The organism is Pseudoalteromonas sp. SR41-8 (assembly GCF_014163915.1).
In the GTDB taxonomy this organism is placed as follows: Bacteria; Pseudomonadota; Gammaproteobacteria; order Enterobacterales; family Alteromonadaceae; genus Pseudoalteromonas; species Pseudoalteromonas rhizosphaerae.
The window spans coordinates 46,446-70,524 of sequence record NZ_JACJEE010000002.1 but is presented as its reverse complement, the minus strand read 5'-3'; the positions used below and the strand labels follow the sequence as shown (position 1 = coordinate 70,524).

Here is a 24,079-nt window from a genome sequence, read left to right as displayed (position 1 = left end):
TTCGGCACACAGCAAAAACAAGAAAGCGCGGTGTAAACACCACGCTTTCAACTAATTCAAATCTGCTTAAAACTTACTGCTTATGGCTTATGGCTTATGGCTCTAATCTTCACTTTCCATAAACCGTTGCAATTGGTCTTTAAGGTTCGGCGGTATGCCTTTAATAACTAACGTATCAGTGGCCTCGTTGTACATTACCCGTTCGCCTAAGTGTTTGCGCTCAAAGCTGATGCTCACGCCGCCGCCAAGGCCAGAGAATTTAACCATACTGGTAACGGTTTTTTTATCGACCGGGAATGACTCTTCTAGGTCATAGCTTTGCTCTTTGCAAAAGCTTTCAAATGGGTTGTCGTCACCTTTGGTGAGCGTTGCTGATAACTCGCTGACGTTAGCATCTTCACCAGTAGTAACGCAGTCATTACAGTAATCAAATACTTGTTTACGCAGATCGTCTTTTTCAGATTTATCAAATTGTTGCTCTGATAAATAATCTTCAACTGCATTGAGCATTACTTGGCTTTGCTGTTTTGGATCGATGCCTTCTTCGCAACCTAAAAAGTCTAAGAAGAAGTCGGCGACTTTGCGCCCTGCTCGGCCTTTAATAAATGAGATATAACGATTGTCTTCTGCTTGGGTGTCCCACGCAGTTAAATCGATGCGTGCAGCTAGTTGCATGCGGGAAATATCTAAATGGCGTGACGAGGCTAAATCAAGCTCAGAGGTAATAGAGTAATGCTCTTTGATGTTGATCATTGCAATCAGCATATAATCGGTTGCTACGTATTGATAATGACAAAATACTAAATAGCCAGTTTCGTTAAACGCGTACTTATCAAGTTCCTCTTTAAGTACAGCTGAAGCTTGCTCTGTCATGTGCCAAAAGCCAAGCTCGCTATTGCGGTAACTTTGCATGGCTGATGCAACTACAGAGTTTTTATCACCACTAAAAGCACAGTACCCTTTACCTGGTTTGCCGTTGTATGCGTGATGAAGTTGCTCGATGAATACAGCGACTTTATCATTCACTGCCATTTCGTCATTGCGCAAATGAATTTGCGTATCGTCGTCTTTTTTGTCTACATAATGAACGACTAACTTTTTAACATCTATTGCCATCTTTGTTTTTCACGCCTCTGGTGTTAAAATGTGAGAATATAACTCTTTTATTGAACCAACTGATGCCAATCTTATCAAAATATTCTAATGATGAAGTAGAACAAATCGTCGATCAGCTCATTGATGTGTTAACTAAGCACAATGCGCCGGTTGATTTAAGTCTTATGTGTTTAGGAAATTCTATCACGCATATCTTAAAAGAGCATGTACCAACAGGGAAAAGACAAGCGGTTGCAGACAATTTTGCCAAAGCACTTGCGCAATCGGTTAAATAGACTTTATGAATTTATCGCAGCACAATCAGTTTTCGTCTAAAGCGAGTCAATTATTAAGTTGGGGGCATTTGTTTACTTTTGCCAATATCGGCTTAGTGTTGCTCATAAGTTTAAGTTACTTATTTGCTGACTCTCCACCTACCAGCTTTATGGGTATTCTTTATATGCTAGTGACATGGCTTAGTCACACTAGTTTTATTACCTTTATTGCCTTTGTACTGACGATATTTCCGCTAAGTTTAATATTTCCTTATCCACGTCATATCCGCGGTATGGCTGCAATACTTGCCACTTGTGGTGCATCACTACTGACGCTTGATGCCTATGTGTATTTTAACTTAGGCTACCATTTAAGTAGCTCTGCGTTACCTGAGATTATTACCTTATTGTGGCATCGTTTAACTAGCTCTCCAGCGCTGACAACCCTGCTCGCTGGGGGAATTGTAATGCTTATTTTTGCATTTCAGTTATTAGCAAGTAACTATACATGGCACCATTTAGCTCGCTTAAAACAATATAAATTTGCTCGCTACGCCGGCTCATTGTTATTGGTATGTTTTGCGATGAGCCACAGTATTCATATTTGGGCTGATGCAAATTTGAAGTTTGACATTACTAAGCAAGATAATGTTTTACCCTTGTCCTACCCAACGACAGCAAAAAGTTTATTGGCAAAAAATGATTTACTTGATATTGAAAGTTACGAGCAAGCACATAACGTAAAGGTTAATACACAAAATGTAGATTACACGGCTCCAACACCAATTGCTCGCTGTGAAGACTTTACTGCTGCGACAGTCGATATTTTAGTGTTTAGCTCTGCACCTGCGTTAACTAATTTTGCTAAACAGTACAAAAATTTAAATAAAACAGAGCAGTTTTTACAACCCGTTCACCATCAAGATGTACTATTTAGCTTGATTTACGGTTTACCTGCATACTACAAGCCAGCCTTAATGACAGAGCAAACATTGCCGGTGTGGCAAAGTAATCGTCGTAGTATTAGTGTCAGTGGCTTTGATGATTTTAACTATATCAATAATACAACAGCGGGTGATGCAGCAATTCGTATCATTAAAGCCGATGAAAACACTGCGCTTCGAGAGGGAGTCAATCAAGTATTTGCATTTAGTTTAGCCGATGTTGATCACGGTATTGTGAGTGCTTCATCTTTATACAGCACGGATAGAAAAGTAACCCGCACTGAAGGCTTGATCCAGCCAAGCGATTTAATTGCCACAAGCGTTGGCCAATATTTAAATTGCGCTGATATCGCAAAGCAAAGCATGCTAGGCGTTAATCTGTATAACAAAAAAGGCGATATGGGCGTTAATTATTCGCAAGGCGTATTTATTGCCTATAAGAAAGACCGTATTACATTAATTGATTCTGATGGTAATTATAAAAATATCTCTGCTGCTCAAGGCTTTTCAATAGAGCAAGGTTTAGATATTCCGTTTTTAGCACAAAGCATTAAAAAGCTAAAAACCTTTACCGAATAACTGCCACTGGCAATTTACCCAAGTTAGGTTATAGTTTTTGTATATGATTATGCCCTAACTAGGGAAGGCTAGCGTAATGAAACTGTGTACTCTTTTCGTTATTTTTATTAGTTTGCTATTTGTTGCTGATCAGGCGGCTTCCGCAGATCAATATTACAAGTGCGTAACCGACAGAGGTACTACTTTTAGCCAATTTCCCTGTGGCGGGCAGGCAACGCAACATAAAATAGCAGTGTCGCCCAACGTCACTCCGGCCAATGTAAATCATGTCAAAGCGCTTAATTCTCTTGAGCGTGAACAAATTATTCGTAATCTCAACGCTGAGATACGCAGCGTTAAATATAAACTCGCCATTTTGAGTCGTGACCGTGATCGCGCTGAATACGAGCAACTGCAACGGCTTAATCGTTTAATGAGTGATGATGATAAAAAAAAGCTTAGTAAAGAGATAAAAAAGCAGCTAAAAGTGATCAATAAAACGTTTGCCAAAAACACCAAAACGACCAACAAACAGCTCTCTGCACTCGAAAAAAAACTGAAACGTTATGAATAAACTATTGGGTTTTACCAATATTTAGCATACTCTTAACATGTGTAGAGCATATACTCTACAGGTCATTTTGGAGTACCCGTTCATGCAACCACAAAACATTGCCGAGCTAATTTTAAATGGCTTTAAAAAGCATTATAAATTATTTCAGCAGATCACCGCACAAGCACCTCTGGCATTTGCAAATAAAAACTGGACAAAAATGCACGACATTAGTCGCTTGCGGATCACTTATTACGATGATCGGGTTAACGAAACCACCCAGCAACTACAAAATCAGCAATTAGCCAATCAACTGGATGAATCACTCTGGCTGCAAACAAAACAAATCTACCAGCACTTTTTAACGTTTCATCCACAAGCAGAATTAGCCGAAACATTTTATAACTCTGTGTTTTGCCGCTTATTTCATCGACGTTATTTTAATAATGATTTTATTTTTGTAAAAGCCACCTTAGCAGATGCCCCTGCGCTTCCTGTAGAAGCAGAATACCGCAGCTACTTTCCTGTTGTAGACGGCTTAAAGCCCACTATCCGTAAAATAATTAATCAATTTGATTTTAAAGCCGATTTTGTTAATTTAGAGCGCGATATACGACTTTTAGTAAAGGCGTTTTATAAACAAGCACCCGACACCCATCACCGTGCGTGGCAAATGCGCTTTGACATATTACAAACGCCGTTTTATCGCAACAAAGCAGCCTATATTGTCGGCCGTGTGGTATCACAAAGTGGTGTGCAGCCATTTATTATTGCGGTGTTACATCATCAAGAGCAAGGTCTGTATCTCGATGCTTTACTGACTAACTCATCGCAAATGCGGGTTATTTTTGGCTTTGCTCGCGCTTATTTTATGGTTGAAACCCACGCTCCTTCCGCATTAGTTCGGTTTTTAAACCAACTAATGCCCAATAAAACCTTAGCAGAGCTTTACAATGCCATTGGCTTTCATAAACAAGGTAAAACCGAGTTCTATCGCGAGTTTTTAACCCATTTACAGCGCTCCAGTGATGATTTTGTGATTGCCCCTGGCACACCGGGTATGGTGATGATGGTATTTACCCTACCTTCATTTGATTATGTATTTAAAATAATTAAAGACAAATTTGGTGAAAGTAAACCATTTGGCCGCGATACCGTTCTCAAACGCTACCAATTAGTTAAAAGCCATGACCGAGTTGGTCGTATGGCAGATACCATAGAGTATTCTAACGTCGTATTCCCTGTTGCGCGTTTTAACGCTACATTGCTTGCACAGCTTAAACAAACTATTGGTTCATCAATGATCATCGAAGGCGACTTACTGATCATCAAACATATGTATATTGAGCGACGCATGACGCCACTGAATTTATATTTAGAAAAAGCTAATACTGAAGATGCCGCTGTTGCCATTGCAGAATATGGCCAAGCACTCAAGGAAATGATCGCCGTTAATATTTTCCCAGGCGATATGTTACTTAAAAACTTTGGTGTCAGTAAACACAAACGCATTATTTTTTATGATTATGATGAAGTGCAATATTTAACAGACATGAACTTTAGGGCATTGCCTAAAGCAAAAAGTTATGATGACTACTTAACCAATGAGCAAAGTTACTCTGTGGCACCACAAGATGTATTTCCAGAGCAGTTATGCACTTTTGTAATGCCAAACCCGCAATACAAAGCAGTTTTCAGCCAAACACATCCAGAACTATTAGACGTCGCATTTTGGCAGCAAGCGCAACGAAATATAAAAGCAGGGGTCGTTAGCCATATCTACCCTTATCCAGCAGCGCAGCGTTTTATCCATCAATGGTAGACGAAAGGACACACAATGAATATCAGTAAAATAGATTTAAACTTACTCGTTTATCTCGACACCTTATTACGCGAATGTAATGTTACTCGCGCCGCGAACCAGCTTAGCATTACACAGCCGGCAATGAGTAATGGTTTAAAACGTTTACGTAACCTGTTTAACGATCCGATCTTAGTACGCACCAGTGATGGTATGGTGCCCACTGAACGAGCTATTGAATTGCAGCCGGTGATCCGTGGCATCTTAATGACATTAGAAGAAACGCTTGCACCAAACCGTGAATTTGAGGCCAGCCAAAGCAAACGGGTATTTAGGATTATGGCCAGTGACTATGCTGCCAGCACCTTAGCACCTAAGCTACTGAGTAAATTACACGATGAAGCGCCGGATACCACACTCGATATTCTCACTCCAAGTGATGTTACTTTTCATGATGTAGAAAACGGTAAAGTTGATATGGCAATAAATCGTTTCGAAAACCTACCGCAGTCGTTTCATCACAAACGTATTTGGAAAGATAGCTTTTGTTGTTTAGTAAAAGCTGACAACCCGATCATTGAAAATTTTAGCCTCGATAGTTATTTAAAAGCTCGGCATATTTGGGTAAGTAAAACAGGTTTTGGTGTCGGGGTTGGTATGGATCCTAAAGACGTACAAAAACTTGGCTGGGTTGATGAAGCTCTCGCCCACTTTGGTAAACACCGAAATATTGCCACATTCACCCGTAATTACCACGTTGCAATACATCTAGCGAAAGAGAAGAACCTGATTGCGACACTCCCTTCAAAAGCCGCTAATATTTATTTAGATGATCCCGGTTTGCAAATTCTGGAGCCTCCCTTCCCTATACCACCATTTGAGTTAGATATGATTTGGAGCCCATTACTTCACAGGGATGCCAGTCATATTTGGTTACGCCAAAAAGTAGCCGAAGTTGCAGATGAATTAAAGTAACGCTCTTACAAAAGCCCTGTAAAATTTGCTTACTGGTATTTTCAAGTAAGCAAACATAAATTTAAAAGTATTAATTATCATGATGTTAAAATAATTTAAAAATGGAATGGCAATTGCTTTAAGTTACTTGAACTTTAATATTCATTTAACTTAAAGAGGTCAATATTATGAATGCCCAGCAAGGAAACGAAGTAAATCATATCACTGACATTATCCAAGTAATGAACAGCGGCATCGACTTTTATGAAAAGGCGCAGGAAAAAGTACAAGATCCAGCCATTGGTGCGCTATTTCAGCGTATGATAGACGCACGTAAAGTCAGCGTTGAAAACCTACAGCCTTACGCTATTAATCAGCAAGGTGAACGAGAAGATGGTTCGTCTTTTGCTGTTGAAGCTCGCCGAGCATATACCGCACTGATCACAAAATTTAGTGCCAACAACGACCAAATTTATGTCAAAGAGCTTGAAGAAGTGGAAGATAAAACACTTGAAGAAATTAAAGCTGCCATGAAAAAACCACAACCGCACGATTGTGAAGCCGCCCTCGCTAAAGTATTACTGACCATGCAAAGCTGTCATACGGAGATGAGCCGTATGCAGAAGCATTAACCACAATGCTTAAATGAAAGCCCAGCCACGCGCTGGGCTTTTTTATGCTCATAATAATAGTTAAATGATTTTTATAACAAAATAATGCAAATAATTAATAAAAATAGCATATTTATTTAACCACAGCATGATTTTAATCGTCTAGGCTTATTAATAGGTACCTACTATCCCGCTGTGGCGCCGCAGCATTTTATAAAAAATAACAAGGTTCCATTATGAGAAATAAACAACATGTAAACCCACAAAACGCTGACGTTGATATGACGCCGATGCTTGATATTGTATTTATACTTTTAATATTTTTTATTGTTACAACTTCATTTGTAAAACCTGTGGCAATAGAGCTGCAACGGCCTGTAGATAAACCCAGTATTGATAAACAAACTAAAAGTGCTCATTTTAGTATTGACCAAAGCAATGCGGTGTATTTTGCGGGGCGATTAATTGACTTAAACCAAGTTGCCACTAACCTTGCGATGTTTGCTGCGAAGTATAATATCGCCACAGTACAAATAGCCGCTGACGAGAACAGTACGCATCAAACTTTAATGACAGTAATGAATAATATCAAAGAGTATGATAACTACCCCATCGCACTCACATCACACTAAAAGCAAAAAAAGGGCCAGACGGCCCTTCAAAACTAAATAACGTAGGAGAAGTTATTTTAGAATCGGTATTCAGCACCTACATAGTAGTAAGCACCGTTAAAACCAAATGGTGCTGAACGTCGTGAGTACTCAAATACACCGGTTGAACTGATAATAGTATTACCAGAAGCATCAACAATTGTGCCTGAGCGAGAATTACCTATGGTATTTTTATCAGGGTAAACGTCAAATAAATTGTTTGCACCAATATTTAGTGACAAGTTATCTGTGACAAAATAATTTACTTTTATATCGGTAAGAATTTCAGCGCCGTAAGTCTGGCGACCGCCATCTTCAACCGTGTATTCGCCATAACGATTGAGCGATAAGTTTACCGTCCAATCTTCAAGGCGATATAATGCACTTAAGTTTACTCTGTCTTGTGGTTGCCATTCTTCGATGATTGAGGTTTCTTGCGAAGAAAATACATCTTCGACAGGGATCGTTTCCAAACCACTGCCCGCAGGAGTAAATAAATCAACCACATCGGTTTCAGTAAAGTTAGCCGCTAATGTAAAATCTAGGGTACCGCCTAAGCCTTCCGTGTTCCATGTCGCAACAAAATCCACACCTTGCGTTTCGGTATCTGCACCATTTAAGAAAAACTGCCCTGCACCTGCGCCAGAACTAACCAATGCAGCATCTAGCGTTGATGACAACCCTTTACCTAAACGGTTACTGATCACAATACGGTCGTCAATATCAATTGAATAATAATCAACGGTAACATTAATATTATCCGTCACGTTATACACAATACCTAAGCTCATGTTTTGTGACTTTTCTTCTTTAAGTTTTGGAATACCAATACTCTGTGCAAGCGTGCTGTCGTTTCTAAAAGTACCAACTTCTTCTGCAATTAGATCGCCATTAGGACCAACTACAAACTGGGTACTGATATTATTGAAATACAATTGCTGCATTGATGGTGCTCTAAAACCAGTACTCACCGCACCGCGCAGTGAAACGTCATCAGTCACCGACCAGTTACCCGCTAACTTAAAGTTAACCGTATCACCAAAGCCTTTGTAGTTATCGTAACGCAGTGCGCCAGAGATAATTACATCATCAATAATGTAAGTTTCAGCATCAAGGTAAAACGAAATCACATCACGTGATTCATCCACAGAAGATTCCGGCGATGAACCACCAAAACCTTGTGTACCACCTGCTGCATTTTCGCTGCCAATACCACCGCTCATACCATCGTAAATATTAACACCATTATTAGTATCATAATCACGGTAAGCGTATTCACTGCCTTCTAAAATACGATATTCATCGGTGCGAAGCTCGGCACCCATTGCCAGTGAAAAATTATCATAGTCTTGTGTAAAATCAAGATTGATTGTTTGCAGTGATAACTCCATGCCATACGCATACGCTTGGCGAGGAATAGTGGCACGAATATCATCAGCACTTAAACCTTGATCATAACGTAACAAATTAGCGTATGAACCATTGATAGTGTCACTAGTGGTATAATCGATGCTGTTTTCACCATAGGTGTATGACAGGTCAAGACTAGAGCTATTATCAAACTCTTTTTTAAAGCCAAAGTTATACGAGATATCATCAATGGTGGTGTTGATCATTGGCAAAAAGCCCATCGGGATCACCGCATCACCATCTTGTAAAACTGGGTTGCCATCAGCATTGGCATTATGACGGAAGAACGCCGCTGATTCATTATCACGAGTTGAGTAAGTAATAAAACCATATAACTCGCCACCTGCTAGTTCATATCCAGAATTCACAGTTAAAGCAAATTGTTGCGAGTCTGCATCGCCAATTCTAAATGTATCACGTGGTGCAGTCAGCTCACGAGGATCGCCCGCTAACAGCGTGCCATCATCAAGCTCTGTGCAACCATAAAACTGGCAAGAGCCATGTAAACCGGCACGATTTGTAGGTGCACGGTCGCGGTAGTTGATAGTGGTATTTAAATAACCATCATCGCCTAAGGCAAAGCCTTTATTAAAATCAACCGTAACGGTTTCGCCATCACCTTCAGAATACTGGCCATAATTAACCGCGGCTTTACCGCCTTCATCAGCATCTTTTAATACGATGTTGATAACACCCGCAATCGCATCTGAACCATATTGCGCAGCCGCACCATCACGTAATACTTCGATACGTTTAATTGCAGCAGCTGGGATCGCATTCATATCTGTACCTGCGGTACCACGACCTACAGATGTATTAATATGGATAATGCTGGCCTGGTGACGACGTTTACCATTGATAAGTACTAATGTTTGATCTGGCCCTAAGCCACGTAAAGTAGCAGGTCGTAGTGCATCAGTACCGTCACTGATCGATGAACTTGAAAAGTTAAAAGACGGTGCGATAGCTTGTAACATACGGCCGACTTCTGTTTGTCCGGTATTTTCTAGCGCTTCAGCACTTAAAATATCAACAGGTACGGGTAAGTCTTCGACCGAACGCCCTGCTACACGGCTACCAACGATGGCGATTTTTTCAATATTTTCTTGAGCGGCTTGTTCTTGTGCATTAGCAACTTGGCTATTGGTTGCCATTAAAAGTGGTATTACAGCAGCACTGACCCCTGAAAGCTTTCTCATGTTGTTATCATTCCTATTGATTTGTTTGAGTTTTATACTCAGTAAACCATTTTGATCAACAACCGCATCGAGTTCAGTATTTTTCAGCATTGTACTAAGCGCTTCTAACTGAGTGTAATAACCATACACTGATTGAGCTTGGTATTGTTTTGCTAAATCAAACGAAAAAACCACGGTTTGTTCTGTTTGTTTTGCAAACTCTATCAATGCTTGATCTGCTCGCTGCGCTTTTATATCAAATTGTACCATCTGTGGATTTGCAGCCTCAGCCTGAACTTTTAGGCTAAATACTAAAGGTGCTAATACAATTAACCCACAAATTGGATACGTTTGGTTACTGCGCAACTTATACAAACAGTTGAGAAAGAATAATCCGCTATGCAATCCTATTTTTTTATTAATTATTTTTTTACTTTTTATATTTACCATTGTAACTTCTGACACTTTAAATCAAAGAGCAAGCATAAAGCTTAGCTGTGATCACCGTGTTTTAGGCTTACGATATGTTCACCTAAACGTTCATGCTCAATGGCTAAATTGATGCGCAGGCTATCAAGTAAACCGATAATATCACCGGCTTTAAACACCCCAGCCACTTTTAAAGAAGCTAATGCAGGATCAGCAAGTTCAAAACGCGTTGCGGTATAGCGACTCACTTCTTGCAGTGCTTCGCTTAACGACTCGCCATTAAAAATTAGCATACCTTGTTGCCATGCTAGATCCCGTTGTACATCATCTTGTGTTAACCGTTTGATTGGCTTGGTAATACTTTCTTTAATTAATGCTTTTTCGCCAGAGATAACAATACTAGCATTAATTTTTTTCACACTGTCTGTATCATTACTAGCACTTTGTAATTGTACAAAATCATCAGCATTTACGGCAACCGAAGGATCCGTGATCATCACTTTACCCTCAGTAACAACCAGCTCAAGATCCGATGCTGCATTACGTTGCACATTAAAAACAGTCCCCAGTGCGGTAAATGACTTATCGCCTGCCATCACCGTAAATGGACGTGCGGCATCTTTAGCAACATTAAAACGTCCTTCGCCTCGACTTAAAATCAGTTGTCGGCGGTTTTTTGTATACGCAACTTCTAATAAGCTATTGGTATTTAATTGCACAATCGTACTATCTGGTAGCACAAACGTTGCTTGCTCACCGACTTTAGTACGGTAAATTTTACTGTACTTGGCTTGTTCTTGTGGTGTTGTTGGCCACTGCTCAATACCAACAAATATAAAGCTGGCAACTAGCAATGCGGCAAAGACACTTGCCGCAATCGAAAAATTAATTTCTCTGCGGGCAGGCTTATTGATGCTGTTTTTATTGGGAAATAAGCTACTCAACTCATTTAATACGCTCAGTTCATCCCATAACTGGGCTAACTCAAATACCGCATCTTGATGGGCTTTATTTTGTTGCACCCAGTGCTGAAATTGCATACGTTCTTGCTTTGATAAGCCCCTATCCATAGCACTTATCCAACGACTGGCATCTGCTTGAATAGCATCTTTAGACGAAAATTGATGGATATTACTCATTTTCCCACCCTCCTGGCAGGTTCAATAGTGGCACTGCTGTGCTCACCTAACTGCTCATGTTGCTGCATGTAGCGCATAGATTGTAACAAACCTTTGGCAATATGTTTTTCAACCGTACTTTCACTTAACTTCATTTGCGCTGCGATTTCTTTTTGGCTCATGCCATATACTTTCTTTAAAATAAAACATTTTCGCACTGGCTGGCTTAGTTGCTCAGTAGCACGGCAAAACAATAAAAAGCGCTCTTTTGAGGTCACTTCATCCTCAAGCTGCATAGATCTCAACGACTGCTGATAATCATCAGAGGTATCTAATGAATCGCAATGCTGATTATCCCATTTAGCAATGTGGTTAAGCGCCAAATGCTTAGCAGTCTTTAGCATATAACTGCGTGTATATTTAATATCTTGTTTTAAATCAGCTTGATAGCTCTTAACAAAGGTTTCTTGTACTATATCTTCCACGTCATCTGGTTGTACAATGCGCGAAACAAAACGTCGCAACTGTGAAGACAGATCAATAAATGTTGTAGATAATGTCGGCTTGCGCGTCATTATTAACTTTACCCTTGCTATTATTATTACGCCTAGGGTACGAGTTTTAGCGCCAATTACAAGGCAATTTGTTAATTTTGTGGTTATTAAAGCTGTTTCGCTAACAAAGCACTTACAGCACTTCATAATTAAGCTATTGTCATACAAAGTAATGACTTCATTACTTTATAAACAGCTTTACAGAATATCTAAATTCTAAGGTATCAAACTACTTTGAGCTTTAAAAAATACTGAAAAATAAACACGAGCCTGTACCTGTAAAAATTTAGGGTATACACTCGTATTTAACTAAGCTATACGGATTAAGCACCACGTAAGCCATGTTTTTAGCTTATAAAACATTATAAATTATTCATACTTAACAATTGGAACTGTGGAGTAACCATGCGTCTGTCTTTCGCACCATCAAAATTTTCTTTATTCTTATTTACTTCGGCTTCGTTGTTTCTACAAGGTTGTAGTGAAGCACCTAAAACTGAGCAAGCAGCAATGCATCCAGCAGCTGTGGCAACAACCATAGCAACCTATGAAGATGCCCCATTCACTATTGAACTACCGGCAACCTTATCAGGTTCTAAAGAAGTTCAAGTACGTGCCAGAGTAACGGGGATCCTAGAATCTCGTAACTTTGATGAAGGCCAGACAGTTAAGCAAGGGCAGTCACTTTTCACTATAGATTTAGCCCCTTACCAATTGGCGGTTGAAAGCGCGCAAGCTGCTCTTAATGGTGCAAAAGCATCTTTAGTGCAAGCCGAACGTGAAGTGAAACGATTAGCCAAACTACGTGCTGAGAAATCAGTCTCACAACGAGATTACGATAACGCCAGCTCCACCCAAGATATTGCTAACACGACGTTAGAGGCCGCGAAAGTTGCATTAAAAGAAGCCCAACTGAATTTAGAATATGCGCAAGTAAAAGCGCCTGTCGCTGGAGTAATGGGCCGTGAATTTGTGTCGGTAGGCACTTTTGTATCAGGTCCCGATCTATTATTAACGCAAATTACCCAGTTTGACCCTATTCGTTTACGATTTGGTATTTCTGAGCGTGAACAATTACAAATGCGTCAAGATGTTGCAAATGGCTCATTAACGCTGCCAGAAAAAGGTCAGTGGCACACGAGCATTAAATTGCAAGACGGTTCACTCTCCAATAAAAGTGGCAAAGTTAACTTCTCCGATGTACGTATTAACCCAAATACCGGCACCAGCGAACTACAAGCAATTATCCCCAACACTGATTTCGAACTTCGCCCAGGTCAATTTGTGCGAGTGATGTTAAGTGGTGCGGTACGCAAAAATGCATTTGTAATACCGCAACGTGCGGTACTTGATAATGGCACTGGTAAATTTGTTTATGTAGTTGCTAAAAATGAACAAGGCAGCACGATTGCGCGCCCAGCTCCCGTTGAAGTAGGTGAGTGGATCCAAAAGCCAGATAATCAAGGTGATAAAAACTTTTGGTTGATTAAATCAGGCATACAGCAAGGCGATGAAGTGATCATCGATGGTATGGCAAAGATTTTCTTCCCGGGCATGCCAGTGGCCGTTAACAATGCAACAAACAACGTAAGCGCAGAATAGGCGCAGGGAGTTTTATGTTTTCTCGTTATTTTATCGACAGACCTATTTTTGCGTTTGTGATCTCAATTGTTATTGTGCTGGCGGGCCTGGCTGCCATGCGCAGCTTGCCGATCGCACAATACCCTGAAATTGCCCCACCCGTTGTGCAAGTGACAGCAGCCTATCCGGGTGCGTCGGCTGAAGTACTCGAACAAACCGTAGCCGCGCCGATTGAAAATGCGATTACCGGTGTTGAAGGCATGATGTATATGTCTTCAACCTCGACAAGCTCTGGTGCAACAACCATTGAAATAACGTTTGAAATTGGCACCGATATTGACCAAGCAGCAGTTAACGTCAATAACCGTGTAAAGCAAGTTGAAGCTCGTTTACCTGAAGAAACACGGCGCCAAGGCGTGGTGGTGCAAAAAGGTTCATCGAGTTTTTTGCAAGTTCATGCGTTTTATTCACCGGACGGCACTCGTGATAGTCTATGGACTTCAAACTATGTCACCCTGAATATTTTAGACCGTATTAAACGTGTTCCTGGTACAACGAGCGTACAAATTTTTGGCGCGAAAGATTACGCCATGCGTATTTGGCTGCGCCCTGATGTAATGAGTCAGCTCGGTGTTACTGTTGAAGAAGTCGCAGGGGCAGTTCGCAGCCAAAACTCTCAATATGCAGCAGGTTCGATTGGTGCAACCCCCACTTCACAATCAGCGCAAGAGCTGGTTTACAGTGTTACCGCTCAAGGGCGTTTATCAGAGCCTGAACAATTTGAAGAAATCATTATTCGTTCAAACCTTGATGGCAGTAGCTTACGTTTAAAAGACATTGCCCGTGTTGAACTTGGTGCAAAAGATTATAACTTCAGAGGCACTATCAACGGCAAAGAAGCAGTACTATTAGGTATTTTCCTACAACCTGGTGCCAATGCACTTGATGTAGCAGCAGAAGTTAATGGCGTATTAGCAGAGTTAACTCAGCAATTTCCCACTGGACTTGCTCACTTAAATTCGTACGATACCACCCGTTTTGTTGAAGTCTCGATCCGCGAAGTAGTGAAAACACTACTTGAAGCAATGGTGCTGGTTTTCTTAGTGGTGTTCTTATTTTTACAAAATTGGCGCGCCACACTGATCCCAACTCTTGCCGTACCGGTGTCATTACTTGGTACGTTTGCTGGCATGTATATGCTTGGTTATTCTATTAACTCATTGACTTTATTTGGTATGGTACTGTCTATTGGTATCGTAGTGGATGACGCCATAGTGGTACTTGAAAACGTAGAGCGTATCATGCACGAAGAGCATGTGAGCGCCCATGAAGCCGCAATAAAAGCAATGAAAGAAGTATCAGGACCTGTTGTTGCTATTGTTCTAGTACTTTGCTCAGTGTTTGTGCCAATTGCATTTCTAGGTGGCTTAACTGGCGAACTATTCCGTCAGTTTGCGATCACCATTTCAATTGCTGTGAGCTTATCTGGCATAGTTGCACTAACAATGACCCCTGCTTTATGTGTGCTTATTTTAAAACAAGAGCATAAACAAACCGCAAGCTTCTTTTTATGGTTCAACCGTGTATTTACTAAAATAACCAGTAAGTATGTGGGTGCTGTTGGTTTTATGGTGCGCCGTGGCGCATTAGGTTTATTGCTGATGATTGGTATGGTGTCAATTACCATTGGCCTTTGGAAAAGCACTCCAGGTTCATTAGTGCCTGATGAGGACCAAGGCTACTATATTTCAGCTATTTTCTTACCTGATGGCTCATCCCTTGAGCGTACAGAAAAAGTAGTGGCTGAAGTTATTAGCGCCGTACAATCTAATCCTGCCAATGAAAATGTGGTGGCATTTACAGGCTTTGATTTTATTGGCGGCGGTTATAAAAACAGTGCAGCCACCTTATTCGTCACCCAAAAACATTGGGATGAACGAGAGATTGATACTAAAAGTTTGGTTAATGAGCTGTTTATGAAAACTGCGCATATCAACGAAGCACTTGTTTTAGCGTTTAACCCCCCTGCTATTTTTGGTTTAGGGAGCACTGGCGGATTTGAATTTTATATTCAAAACAAAGGCGCAGGTGGCCCAGAAAAACTGCAACAAGCCATGGGCTTAATGATGGCTGAAGCACAAAAAAGCCCTATTTTAAGTGGCCTACAAACGTTGTGGCGACCAAATGCACCGCAACTTAAAGTTGATGTAGATCGTGAACAAGCCCGCGCGATGGGCATTGAAATTGACGATGCCTTTACAGCCCTTGCCGGCACACTGGGTACATATTATGTGAACGACTTCAATAAGTTTGGCCGAGCTTGGCAAGTACTTATGTCAGCAGAAGCTGAATTTAGAATGAAGCCTGATGACATTGGACGAATTTATGTAAAAAATAGTCAAGGTACTATGGTTCCTATGTCTGCGTTTACTAATATTGAATATAGTCGCGGACCAGAAAGTCTAAATCGTTATAATAACTTGCCTGCGGTAAAACTGCTCGGTAATGCTGCACCCGGTTACAGCTCTGGCCAAGCAATTGCTGAAGTTGAACGTATTGCAAAAGCAGTATTACCACCTGATATGACCTACGACTGGACCGGCTCTGCGTATCAAGAAAAACGCAGCTCAGGTACCACAGGAATTGCTTTAGGCCTTGCGGTGATCATGGTTTTCTTAATCCTTGCAGCACTGTATGAGCGTTGGTCATTGCCACTCTCGGTGATGCTAGCATTGCCATTTGGAACCTTTGGCGCATTGGTATCAATCTGGTTAGTAGGCATGACTAACGATGTGTACTTCCAAATCGGCTTAGTGACCTTACTTGGTTTAGCCAGTAAAAATGCCATTTTGATTGTTGAATATGCATTGATGAAACATCAACAAGGTTGGAGCGCAAGCGCTGCAGCACTTGAAGCTGCCCGTCTTCGATTTAGACCCATCATCATGACTTCGATGGCCTTTATTTTAGGTGTAGTGCCATTAGTATTGAGCTCAGGCGCCGGTGCAGGTGCACGTCATAGCGTTGGTACTGGCGTTATGGGCGGCATGATGGCAGCAACCTTCCTTGCCGTGTTCTTTGTACCACTGTTCTTTTATTGGTTAACTGAGCGCAAACTTACTGAAAAACGCTCGCGAGCAGATTTATCCGATGAAATTGCAAGCCACCACAAGCGTGAACATGTCGACACCCAAGAGGGTAATTTATGATTTAAGCTCAGCTACAAAAATATAAGGGCAAACAGTGGTTTGCCCTTTTTTATGGTAATTTGATAACTAGCAATTTTATACTGTCGGCGCTACTATTAAACTATTGCGTCGAGGAGCCTTATGATGAATAGTGAAAAATTAACCGAGTTTGAGCAGTACTTTCAGATTGATGAAAGTAATCGAGTAAATTTATTTGCTGTTGACGATAGCAAAGTGCCTACTACCTTAGCGCAACTAGAAGCAGATATCCCACCGTTATTTAAATTGGCCAATGAGGTTAGTGAATTAGAGCAAAGCTCGTTAAGACCATTGCGTAGCCTTGGTGATTTGGCACAAGAGCTTGCCGTATTTTTACAAGCACAATCGCGTAAAATCGACTTGATCATGAGCCATATATTGGCCTCAGAGCAGCCCGAAGATAACGCCATTTATTGTGATAGCTACGGCGGTGGCGGTGTCAAACTAACCGATACAAAAGTCTACTCTATTGGCCAAGCATTTCGCACTAAATTATTTTTACAGCATGAAGCCTCTGCTATTTATTGTTACACCGAGGTAGTTGCAGTTAATAAGATTGACGATGAATACTACCAATACACCCTACTTTTTAAAGCCATCCGCGATACTGATCAAGAACTTGTGGTACGTGCTAGTTTACATGCACAAACCAGACAACTGAAAAAGCGTCAGCTGCTGCAACATGAAAGCGACAACTTTGATACCCAAGACACAACAGAGCCAACAAAACCAGAATAATATAGCTACTAGCAACCCTCATTTTGAAGTGGCTTGGCTATAGTTGAAATGCTAAACTAATAGCACCTTTGTTTGTTTATTAAATTCATGAACTTTAGACTTTTACCCGAATGGGCTGAGCAAGACGCCGTTATGCTCACTTGGCCACACCAAGCCACTGATTGGTGCGACAATTTAACCGCTGTAGAGCCTGTATACGTGCAATTATGTCAGCATATTTGTAATGCAGAGCAATTAGTGATCATCGCTCATGATGAAGCCTTAAAAACACACATTAGCCAATTATTGCGCAACAACGCTGTTGATTTGAGCCGCGTGCATTTTGTTGTTACTCCCTGTAACGATACGTGGGCACGTGATCATGGCCCATTAACCTGCGCCGCAGTTGCTGATAATAGCCAACTAAAAATTGTTGATTTTATCTTTAATGGCTGGGGTAATAAATTTACCAGTGAATTAGATAATAAAATTAATGCGGTACTAGTTAAACAACTTGCCGATACGCGCAATCAATACCAAGCGCTTGATTTGGTTCTTGAAGGTGGCGGTGTAGAGATTGATCAACACGGTGTACTATTGACCACCAGTGAATGTTTGCTTAATCCAAATCGTAATCCAGATCTAACCCAACAAGACATTGAACAGTGCTTGCGTGAACAACTTGGCGCCACCGACTTTTTATGGGTTGATCATGGCTATTTAGCTGGTGACGATACCGACAGTCATATCGACACTTTAGTGCGTTTTGCGCCCAATGATACCTTAGTGTATGTAAAGTGTGATGATAAAAATGACCAACACTTCAGCGCTCTTGATGCCATGGAAAAGCAGTTACAAGGTTTTAAAACAACAACAGGTAAACCTTATACCTTAATTGATTTACCATGGCCAAAAGCCGTATTTAATGATGATGGCGACAGGTTACCTGCCACCTACGCAAATTATTTAATCATTAATGGTGCTATACTTGTGCCTATTTATGCTGATGCCAATGACGAATTAGCCTTAGCACAAATTCAAACGGCCTACCCTGAGCATCAAATAATAGGCGTAAACTGCTTACCAATTATTCATCAATTTGGTAGTTTACACTGCATTACTATGCAATTACCCCGTGGATTTTTAGCTGGAGCATCATTATGAGCAGCCCTGCAAATTTAACCGTTGCCTTAGTGCAGCAAAGTAACAGTGATAATGCCGCACAAAACATGGCAAAATCAATTGCCGGTATTCGCGATGCCGCAAGCCAAGGCGCACAACTGGTGGTGTTACAAGAATTACATCGCAGTCTGTACTTTTGTCAAACCGAAGATGTTGATGTATTTGATTTGGCAGAGACTATTCCTGGCCCAAGTAGCGACACTTTAGCTGAGCTTGCAAAAGAATTAAGCATTGTTATTGTTGCCTCTTTATTTGAAAAACGTGCCACAGGGCTTTATCACAATACTGCGGTAGTGCTTGAAAAAGACGGCACAATTGCGGGTAAATACCGTAAAATGCATATCCCTGACGATCCAGGCTTTTACGAAAAGTTTTATTTCACTCCGGGTGATTTAGGTTTTGAACCAATTCAAACTTCTGTCGGCAAACTTGGTGTCTTAGTGTGTTGGGATCAATGGTTTCCAGAGGCTGCGCGTTTAATGGCAATGGCCGGTGCTGAACTATTAATTTACCCAACCGCAATTGGCTGGGATCCACGTGATGACGAAGGCGAGAAAACACGTCAAAAAGATGCGTGGGTAATATCGCAACGCGCACATGCGGTTGCCAATGGCGTACCCGTGATTAGTTGTAATCGTGTCGGTCATGAAAGTGATCCAAGTGGTCAAAGTGAAGGTATTCAATTTTGGGGTAACTCTTTTATAGCGGGTCCTCAAGGTGAACTGCTAGCAGAAGCCAACAACACTGATGAGCAACTGTTACTTGTTGAACTTGATCAAAAGCGTTCTGAAAATGTAAGACGCATTTGGCCGTACCTACGCGACCGTCGTATAGATCATTACCACGATTTAACCAAAATATATCGCGATTAAGAATAAATTAGCGCCTCAGTAGAGGCGCATTAAAGGAGTAGTAAATGGCGTTTGCGCAATGGGCAGCCTTGCCTTGGGTAAAATCTCAAAAAGATAAAATTCAATGGGGGCAACTCACTGGCAGTGGTTTAAGTATTGCCATTGCACAAGGGGTTAAACAACAAGATGGCTTAGTGCTTATTGTTACCCCTGATACACCCAGTGCACTGCGCCTTGAAACAGAGTTGGAGTGCTTGCTACCCGAGCATCCAGTAATGATATTCCCTGATTGGGAAACGTTGCCTTACGATCATTTCTCACCCCATCAAGATATAATTTCATCGCGCTTAGCCACCTTAAATACTTTAAAGAAAGAACAACAAAGTGTATTAATTGTGCCTGTGTCTACCTTGATGCTACGTACCGCCCCTGCTTCGTTTATTTATGGTTCAACGATTAATTTTAAAGTCGGTGATATTCTCGATACCCACAAACTTCGCAGTAACTTAGAGCAAGCAGGCTATTTGCATGTGCAACAAGTCATGGAGCATGGTGAATACGCCATTCGTGGCTCGATTGTTGATTTATATCCAATGGGCAGTCCGCATCCATTTAGACTCGATTTTCTTGATGACGAACTTGATACCATTCGTTTATTTGATGTTGAAAGCCAACGCTCGGATGAAAAAGTCGATAAAATTGAATTACTACCTGCTCATGAGTTCCCTACCAACGAAGCCGATATTGAACGATTTAGAATAAACTACCGTGAAAAATTTGGTGCCAGCTCATCGCAAGATTCCGTGTATATGCAAGTGACCAAAGGCAATTGGCCTGCTGGTATCGAATATTATATGCCGCTGTTTTTTGAGCAATTAGCCACTATCTTTGATTACCTGCCAGATACTGCAACAGTGATGCAACTAGGAGATTTAGAAGATGCTGCGGAGCATTTTTGGCATGATATTAATGTGCGTTATGAAAACCGTCGAGTCGATCCACTGCGCCCGTTACTTGAGCCAGTTGCACTTTATCAACCCATTAATGAACTGTTTGAAAATTTAGGCAACTTTGCTCGCATTCGGTTATCGCAAGCAAAACTCGCGACAAAAGCAGGCAATAAAAATCTAGTCACCAGCGAGTTACCCGCAATACGCATTGATCATAAACTACATGAACCCTATCAAGCATTTATAAATTATGTAGCAGCGCAAAAGAAACAAAAAGGCCGTATCTTACTGTCAGTAGAATCCGATGGTCGCCGTGAATCTCTGCTCGCTATACTTAAACCCAGCGGCTTAAAGTTTAAAGAGTTTTCATCATTCGATGAATTTGTAAATAGCAGTAGCGATGTTGGCTTAATTGTCAGCCCACTAGAACAAAGTGTAGTACTTGGTACAAAGCCCGCATTATCCATAGTTACTGAACAAGAATTACTTGGCATTAAAGTATCCCAGCGTCGCCGTCGTAAACATAAATACGAAGCTAGCCAAGATGCGCTCATCCGTAACTTAGCTGAACTTAAAGTTGGCCAACCGATTGTACACTTGGACCACGGTGTAGGCCGCTACCAAGGTCTGCAAACGATTGATGCGGCGGGACTGATCACTGAGTTTGTAACCATTACCTATGCCAATGAAGCAAAGTTGTATGTGCCAGTGTCAGCCCTGCATATGCTCAGTCGTTATTCTGGTGGCGAAGAAGCCAGTGCACCGCTGCATAAACTGGGATCTGATGCTTGGGAGAAAGCGAAAAAACGCGCGGCTGAAAAGGTACGTGATGTGGCCGCTGAATTACTCGATATTTACGCCCAGCGTCAAGCTAAAGCTGGTAATGCATTTGCCCTTGATGGTGCTGCTTATCGCGTATTTAGTGATGGGTTTCCATTTGAAGAAACTGACGATCAGCGTAACGCTATCGAAGCTGTGCTAGGTGATATGCAAAGTAAACAAGCAATGGATAGGTTAGTCTGTGGTGATGTAGGTTTTGGCAAAACTGAAGTTGCGATGCGCGCCGCCTTTGTTGCTGTAAACGACAATAAACAAGTAGCGGTTTTAGTACCAACTACCTTGCTTGCACAACAACACTTTGAAAACTTTAAAGATCGATTTGCCGACTTACCCATTGAAGTCGGTGTGCTGTCTCGCTTTAATTCGCCTAAAGAACAAAAAGACACCCTAGAAAAAATGGCTAAAGGTACCTTGGACATCGTCATTGGTACTCACAAATTGATCCAAGCCGATATTATATTTAAAGATCTTGGCTTGCTCATTGTCGATGAAGAACACCGGTTTGGGGTACGTCAAAAAGAGAAGATAAAATCACTGCGTGCCGATGTTGACATTTTAACACTCACTGCAACACCAATCCCACGTACATTAAATATGGCCATGAGTGGTATGCGTGATCTTTCAATCATCGCGACCCCTCCTGCAAAACGCTTAGCGGTTAAAACATTTGTTCGTCAACGCGATACAGATTTGATCAGAGAGGCGGTATTGCGGGAAATAAAGCGCGGTGGCCAAGTATACTTTTTACATAATAACGTTGAAACTATTGACCGCGTGGCAGAAGAAATTAGTGAGTGGGTACCTGAGGCAAGCGTCGCTTCTGCCCATGGCCAAATGCGCGAACGTGATTTAGAACAACTGATGAGCGAATTTTACCACCAGAAATACAACGTACTTGTATGTACTACCATCATTGAAACGGGAATTGATATCCCCACAGCCAATACAATTATTATGGATAGAGCCGATAAACTAGGCTTAGCGCAGTTACATCAGTTACGGGGTCGAGTTGGTCGCAGCCATCATCAAGCTTATGCTTACTTATTAACGGGTAATCCTAAAGGGCTGTCGAAAGATGCTGTAAAACGCCTTGAAGCCATCGAGTCACTGGAAGATTTAGGTGCCGGTTTTGCACTCGCAACCCACGATTTAGAGATCCGTGGTGCTGGTGAGTTGCTTGGTGATGATCAATCAGGACAAATGCAAACCATCGGCTTTAGCTTATATATGGAAATGCTTGAGCAAGCTGTGAAATCTCTTCGTGAAGGCAAAGAGCCTACCCTTGATAACTTGCTACAACAACAAAGTGAAGTGGACTTAAAATTAGCCGCTTTACTCCCTGAAGATTATATTCACGATGTAAATGCGCGACTAGGTATTTACAAACGGGTTGCCAGCTGCGCTAACCTAGATGATATGGACGAATTACAAGTTGAGCTGATTGATCGCTTCGGTCTGCTGCCTGATGCAACTAAAAACCTATTTAGTTTGCAGCAACTGAAACTCAAAGCCAGCGAATTAGGCATCAAAAAAATTGAAGCAAATCCAAAAGGTGGCTATTTTGAGTTTAGTCAACATACTAAGGTTAACCCTAGCTTCATTATAGGTTTGATACAAAGTGCACCTAAGGTGTATAAAATGGATGGTGCAAATAAGTTGCGCTTTGCGATCAATGAAGCGAATGCCCGCGAACGCTTAAAAATGGTCACTGCAATGATTGCGGATTTCGAAAAAAAGGTTAGCCATTAATGTTGCTTAAAAAATCTCTTATCCTACTATGCTGTGTATTTAGTAGCACAGCATTTGCAGAACGTTGGTTTGAAGTAGAAATACTGATATTCAAACAGCGCCCAGCCCCTTATTTGCAAGAAGACTTTAGCTTAGCTAAAGAACCAATTAACGCTAAACGTAGCATTGATTTACTGACACCACTTTATATTGAACAAGCTAAGCAGGAATGTATCAACGGCGACACTCGCTTTAATTCACAGTCGTTAACCGATTCTGTGATTGGTGTAAACCGCTCTAATTTGTGCGATAACAACATCGATTACCTGCGCAGTTATTCAGTGTTACCACTGAGCCCATTAGCGCCTGTTAAAGATGATATGGAGCAAACCTACTTACTTGCTCCCGAACAGCTACAATTTACATCACAGCAACAAGAACTACTGCGTAAAGGCCTCAAACCTATACTTCACACCGGGTGGCGTTTTGAAGGGGCGAGCCAATCTCGTTCTGAAAGTATTAAACTGTTTGGTGGTAAATTATTGCACGCACCTGTGATTGCGCAAACGCCACAGTATACAAATAATGACTTTATTAGTTTAGTCAGTCCTAATCAGTTCATAGCCCCTGCAATTGAGCAAAATGCAGATAAGTGGGAATTAGATGGCACTTTTAATATTTATTTGCGCCATTATTTATTTATTAATGCCAGCTTTGACGTAAATGAAATCCAAGTAACTGGTGAAATCCAACACGCTCGGTTCTCACAATTCAAACGTGTGATAAGTGGCGACATTCATTATTTTGATCATCCAAAAATGGGCATGATTGTACAAATTAGAAAATTTAACCACTAAATAAAGGAAGATGACC

The 24,079-nt window shown here is 41.2% G+C and carries 18 protein-coding genes; 14 read left to right on the top strand and 4 right to left on the bottom strand.

The features are described from left to right. Positions 1-102: 102 nt before the first annotated feature. The gene (gene yejK / locus H5162_RS01900) at positions 103-1,116 is read right to left on the bottom strand and encodes a nucleoid-associated protein YejK (RefSeq protein ID WP_149982371.1); all 1,014 of its coding nucleotides are present in this window, start codon (positions 1,114-1,116) and stop codon (positions 103-105) included. A gap of 62 nt (positions 1,117-1,178) precedes the next feature. Between yejK and H5162_RS01895 the strand changes: the two genes are divergently transcribed. The 7 genes from H5162_RS01895 to H5162_RS01865 all read left to right on the top strand — a co-directional run bounded on the left by H5162_RS01895 (position 1,179) and on the right by H5162_RS01865 (position 7,423). Then, positions 1,179-1,391 (top strand): DUF1414 domain-containing protein, encoded by a 213-nt coding sequence (locus H5162_RS01895; RefSeq protein WP_016707302.1) that lies wholly within the window; start codon positions 1,179-1,181, stop codon positions 1,389-1,391. Positions 1,392-1,396: 5 nt separating this feature from the next. Beyond that, positions 1,397-2,893, top strand: a complete 1,497-nt coding sequence (locus H5162_RS01890) for a DUF3413 domain-containing protein (RefSeq protein ID WP_182777496.1) — start codon at positions 1,397-1,399, stop codon at positions 2,891-2,893. Between the two features lie 76 nt (positions 2,894-2,969). Beyond that, positions 2,970-3,446 (top strand): DUF4124 domain-containing protein, encoded by a 477-nt coding sequence (locus tag H5162_RS01885; protein ID WP_145233567.1) that lies wholly within the window; start codon positions 2,970-2,972, stop codon positions 3,444-3,446. An 82-nt stretch (positions 3,447-3,528) separates the two neighbouring features. After that, positions 3,529-5,247 (top strand): bifunctional isocitrate dehydrogenase kinase/phosphatase, encoded by a 1,719-nt coding sequence (aceK, locus tag H5162_RS01880; RefSeq protein WP_145233564.1) that lies wholly within the window; start codon positions 3,529-3,531, stop codon positions 5,245-5,247. 15 nt (positions 5,248-5,262) lie between these two features. After that, complete coding sequence (locus H5162_RS01875) at positions 5,263-6,201, top strand: LysR family transcriptional regulator (RefSeq protein WP_145233562.1); 939 nt, start codon at positions 5,263-5,265, stop codon at positions 6,199-6,201. 167 nt (positions 6,202-6,368) lie between these two features. After that, complete coding sequence (locus H5162_RS01870) at positions 6,369-6,812, top strand: PA2169 family four-helix-bundle protein (RefSeq protein ID WP_145233559.1); 444 nt, start codon at positions 6,369-6,371, stop codon at positions 6,810-6,812. Positions 6,813-7,027: 215 nt separating this feature from the next. Further along, complete coding sequence (locus tag H5162_RS01865) at positions 7,028-7,423, top strand: biopolymer transporter ExbD (protein WP_145233557.1); 396 nt, start codon at positions 7,028-7,030, stop codon at positions 7,421-7,423. A 56-nt stretch (positions 7,424-7,479) separates the two neighbouring features. Here the strand turns inward: H5162_RS01865 and H5162_RS01860 are convergent, their stop codons facing one another. The 3 genes from H5162_RS01860 to H5162_RS01850 are packed head-to-tail and all read right to left on the bottom strand — an operon-like array spanning position 7,480 to position 12,151. Then, a complete protein-coding gene (locus H5162_RS01860; protein WP_404936216.1) occupies positions 7,480-10,479 on the bottom strand; it encodes a TonB-dependent receptor plug domain-containing protein in 3,000 nt (999 codons plus the stop codon). 41 nt (positions 10,480-10,520) lie between these two features. Continuing rightward, complete coding sequence (locus H5162_RS01855) at positions 10,521-11,597, bottom strand: FecR family protein (RefSeq protein ID WP_145233555.1); 1,077 nt, start codon at positions 11,595-11,597, stop codon at positions 10,521-10,523. Next, on the bottom strand, positions 11,594-12,151 hold the full coding sequence (locus H5162_RS01850; protein WP_145233553.1) for an RNA polymerase sigma factor: 558 nt from the start codon (positions 12,149-12,151) through the stop codon (positions 11,594-11,596). Before H5162_RS01850 ends, H5162_RS01855 begins: the two co-directional genes overlap by 4 nt. Before the next feature lie 384 nt (positions 12,152-12,535). On the opposite strand from H5162_RS01850, the gene H5162_RS01845 reads away from it, so the two are divergent. From H5162_RS01845 to H5162_RS01815, 7 genes are all read left to right on the top strand, one after another. Further along, positions 12,536-13,732 (top strand): efflux RND transporter periplasmic adaptor subunit, encoded by a 1,197-nt coding sequence (locus H5162_RS01845; RefSeq protein ID WP_182777494.1) that lies wholly within the window; start codon positions 12,536-12,538, stop codon positions 13,730-13,732. A gap of 14 nt (positions 13,733-13,746) precedes the next feature. Then, a complete protein-coding gene (locus tag H5162_RS01840; protein WP_182757663.1) occupies positions 13,747-16,920 on the top strand; it encodes an efflux RND transporter permease subunit in 3,174 nt (1,057 codons plus the stop codon). 123 nt (positions 16,921-17,043) lie between these two features. Beyond that, positions 17,044-17,676: a PilZ domain-containing protein gene (locus H5162_RS01835; protein WP_145234077.1), complete on the top strand. Its 633-nt coding sequence runs from the start codon at positions 17,044-17,046 to the stop codon at positions 17,674-17,676. Between the two features lie 87 nt (positions 17,677-17,763). After that, entirely contained in the window at positions 17,764-18,819 is a 1,056-nt protein-coding gene (locus H5162_RS01830) for an agmatine/peptidylarginine deiminase (protein WP_182760027.1), read from the top strand. After that, positions 18,816-19,709 carry a carbon-nitrogen hydrolase gene (locus H5162_RS01825; RefSeq protein ID WP_145233544.1) on the top strand — a complete coding sequence of 298 codons (894 nt, stop codon included), beginning with the start codon at positions 18,816-18,818 and terminating at the stop codon, positions 19,707-19,709. The genes H5162_RS01830 and H5162_RS01825 overlap by 4 nt, the downstream gene beginning before the upstream one ends. Positions 19,710-19,753: 44 nt before the next feature. Further along, entirely contained in the window at positions 19,754-23,227 is a 3,474-nt protein-coding gene (mfd, locus tag H5162_RS01820; protein WP_182777492.1) for a transcription-repair coupling factor, read from the top strand. Beyond that, the gene (locus tag H5162_RS01815; RefSeq protein WP_145233539.1) at positions 23,227-24,063 is read left to right on the top strand and encodes a peptidoglycan binding protein CsiV; all 837 of its coding nucleotides are present in this window, start codon (positions 23,227-23,229) and stop codon (positions 24,061-24,063) included. Before mfd ends, H5162_RS01815 begins: the two co-directional genes overlap by 1 nt. The last annotated feature ends 16 nt before the right edge of the window (positions 24,064-24,079 follow it).

Bases quoted from the DNA above. Each gene is read 5' to 3' on its own strand.
- yejK (WP_149982371.1), bottom strand. From the start codon at position 1,116: ATGGCAATAGATGTTAAAAAGTTAGTCGTTCATTATGTAGACAAAAAA.
- H5162_RS01895 (WP_016707302.1), top strand. From the start codon at position 1,179: ATGCCAATCTTATCAAAATATTCTAATGATGAAGTAGAACAAATCGTC.
- H5162_RS01890 (WP_182777496.1), top strand. From the start codon at position 1,397: ATGAATTTATCGCAGCACAATCAGTTTTCGTCTAAAGCGAGTCAATTA.
- H5162_RS01885 (WP_145233567.1), top strand. From the start codon at position 2,970: ATGAAACTGTGTACTCTTTTCGTTATTTTTATTAGTTTGCTATTTGTT.
- aceK (WP_145233564.1), top strand. From the start codon at position 3,529: ATGCAACCACAAAACATTGCCGAGCTAATTTTAAATGGCTTTAAAAAG.
- H5162_RS01875 (WP_145233562.1), top strand. From the start codon at position 5,263: ATGAATATCAGTAAAATAGATTTAAACTTACTCGTTTATCTCGACACC.
- H5162_RS01870 (WP_145233559.1), top strand. From the start codon at position 6,369: ATGAATGCCCAGCAAGGAAACGAAGTAAATCATATCACTGACATTATC.
- H5162_RS01865 (WP_145233557.1), top strand. From the start codon at position 7,028: ATGAGAAATAAACAACATGTAAACCCACAAAACGCTGACGTTGATATG.
- H5162_RS01860 (WP_404936216.1), bottom strand. From the start codon at position 10,479: ATGGTAAATATAAAAAGTAAAAAAATAATTAATAAAAAAATAGGATTG.
- H5162_RS01855 (WP_145233555.1), bottom strand. From the start codon at position 11,597: ATGAGTAATATCCATCAATTTTCGTCTAAAGATGCTATTCAAGCAGAT.
- H5162_RS01850 (WP_145233553.1), bottom strand. From the start codon at position 12,151: ATGACGCGCAAGCCGACATTATCTACAACATTTATTGATCTGTCTTCA.
- H5162_RS01845 (WP_182777494.1), top strand. From the start codon at position 12,536: ATGCGTCTGTCTTTCGCACCATCAAAATTTTCTTTATTCTTATTTACT.
- H5162_RS01840 (WP_182757663.1), top strand. From the start codon at position 13,747: ATGTTTTCTCGTTATTTTATCGACAGACCTATTTTTGCGTTTGTGATC.
- H5162_RS01835 (WP_145234077.1), top strand. From the start codon at position 17,044: ATGAATAGTGAAAAATTAACCGAGTTTGAGCAGTACTTTCAGATTGAT.
- H5162_RS01830 (WP_182760027.1), top strand. From the start codon at position 17,764: ATGAACTTTAGACTTTTACCCGAATGGGCTGAGCAAGACGCCGTTATG.
- H5162_RS01825 (WP_145233544.1), top strand. From the start codon at position 18,816: ATGAGCAGCCCTGCAAATTTAACCGTTGCCTTAGTGCAGCAAAGTAAC.
- mfd (WP_182777492.1), top strand. From the start codon at position 19,754: ATGGCGTTTGCGCAATGGGCAGCCTTGCCTTGGGTAAAATCTCAAAAA.
- H5162_RS01815 (WP_145233539.1), top strand. From the start codon at position 23,227: ATGTTGCTTAAAAAATCTCTTATCCTACTATGCTGTGTATTTAGTAGC.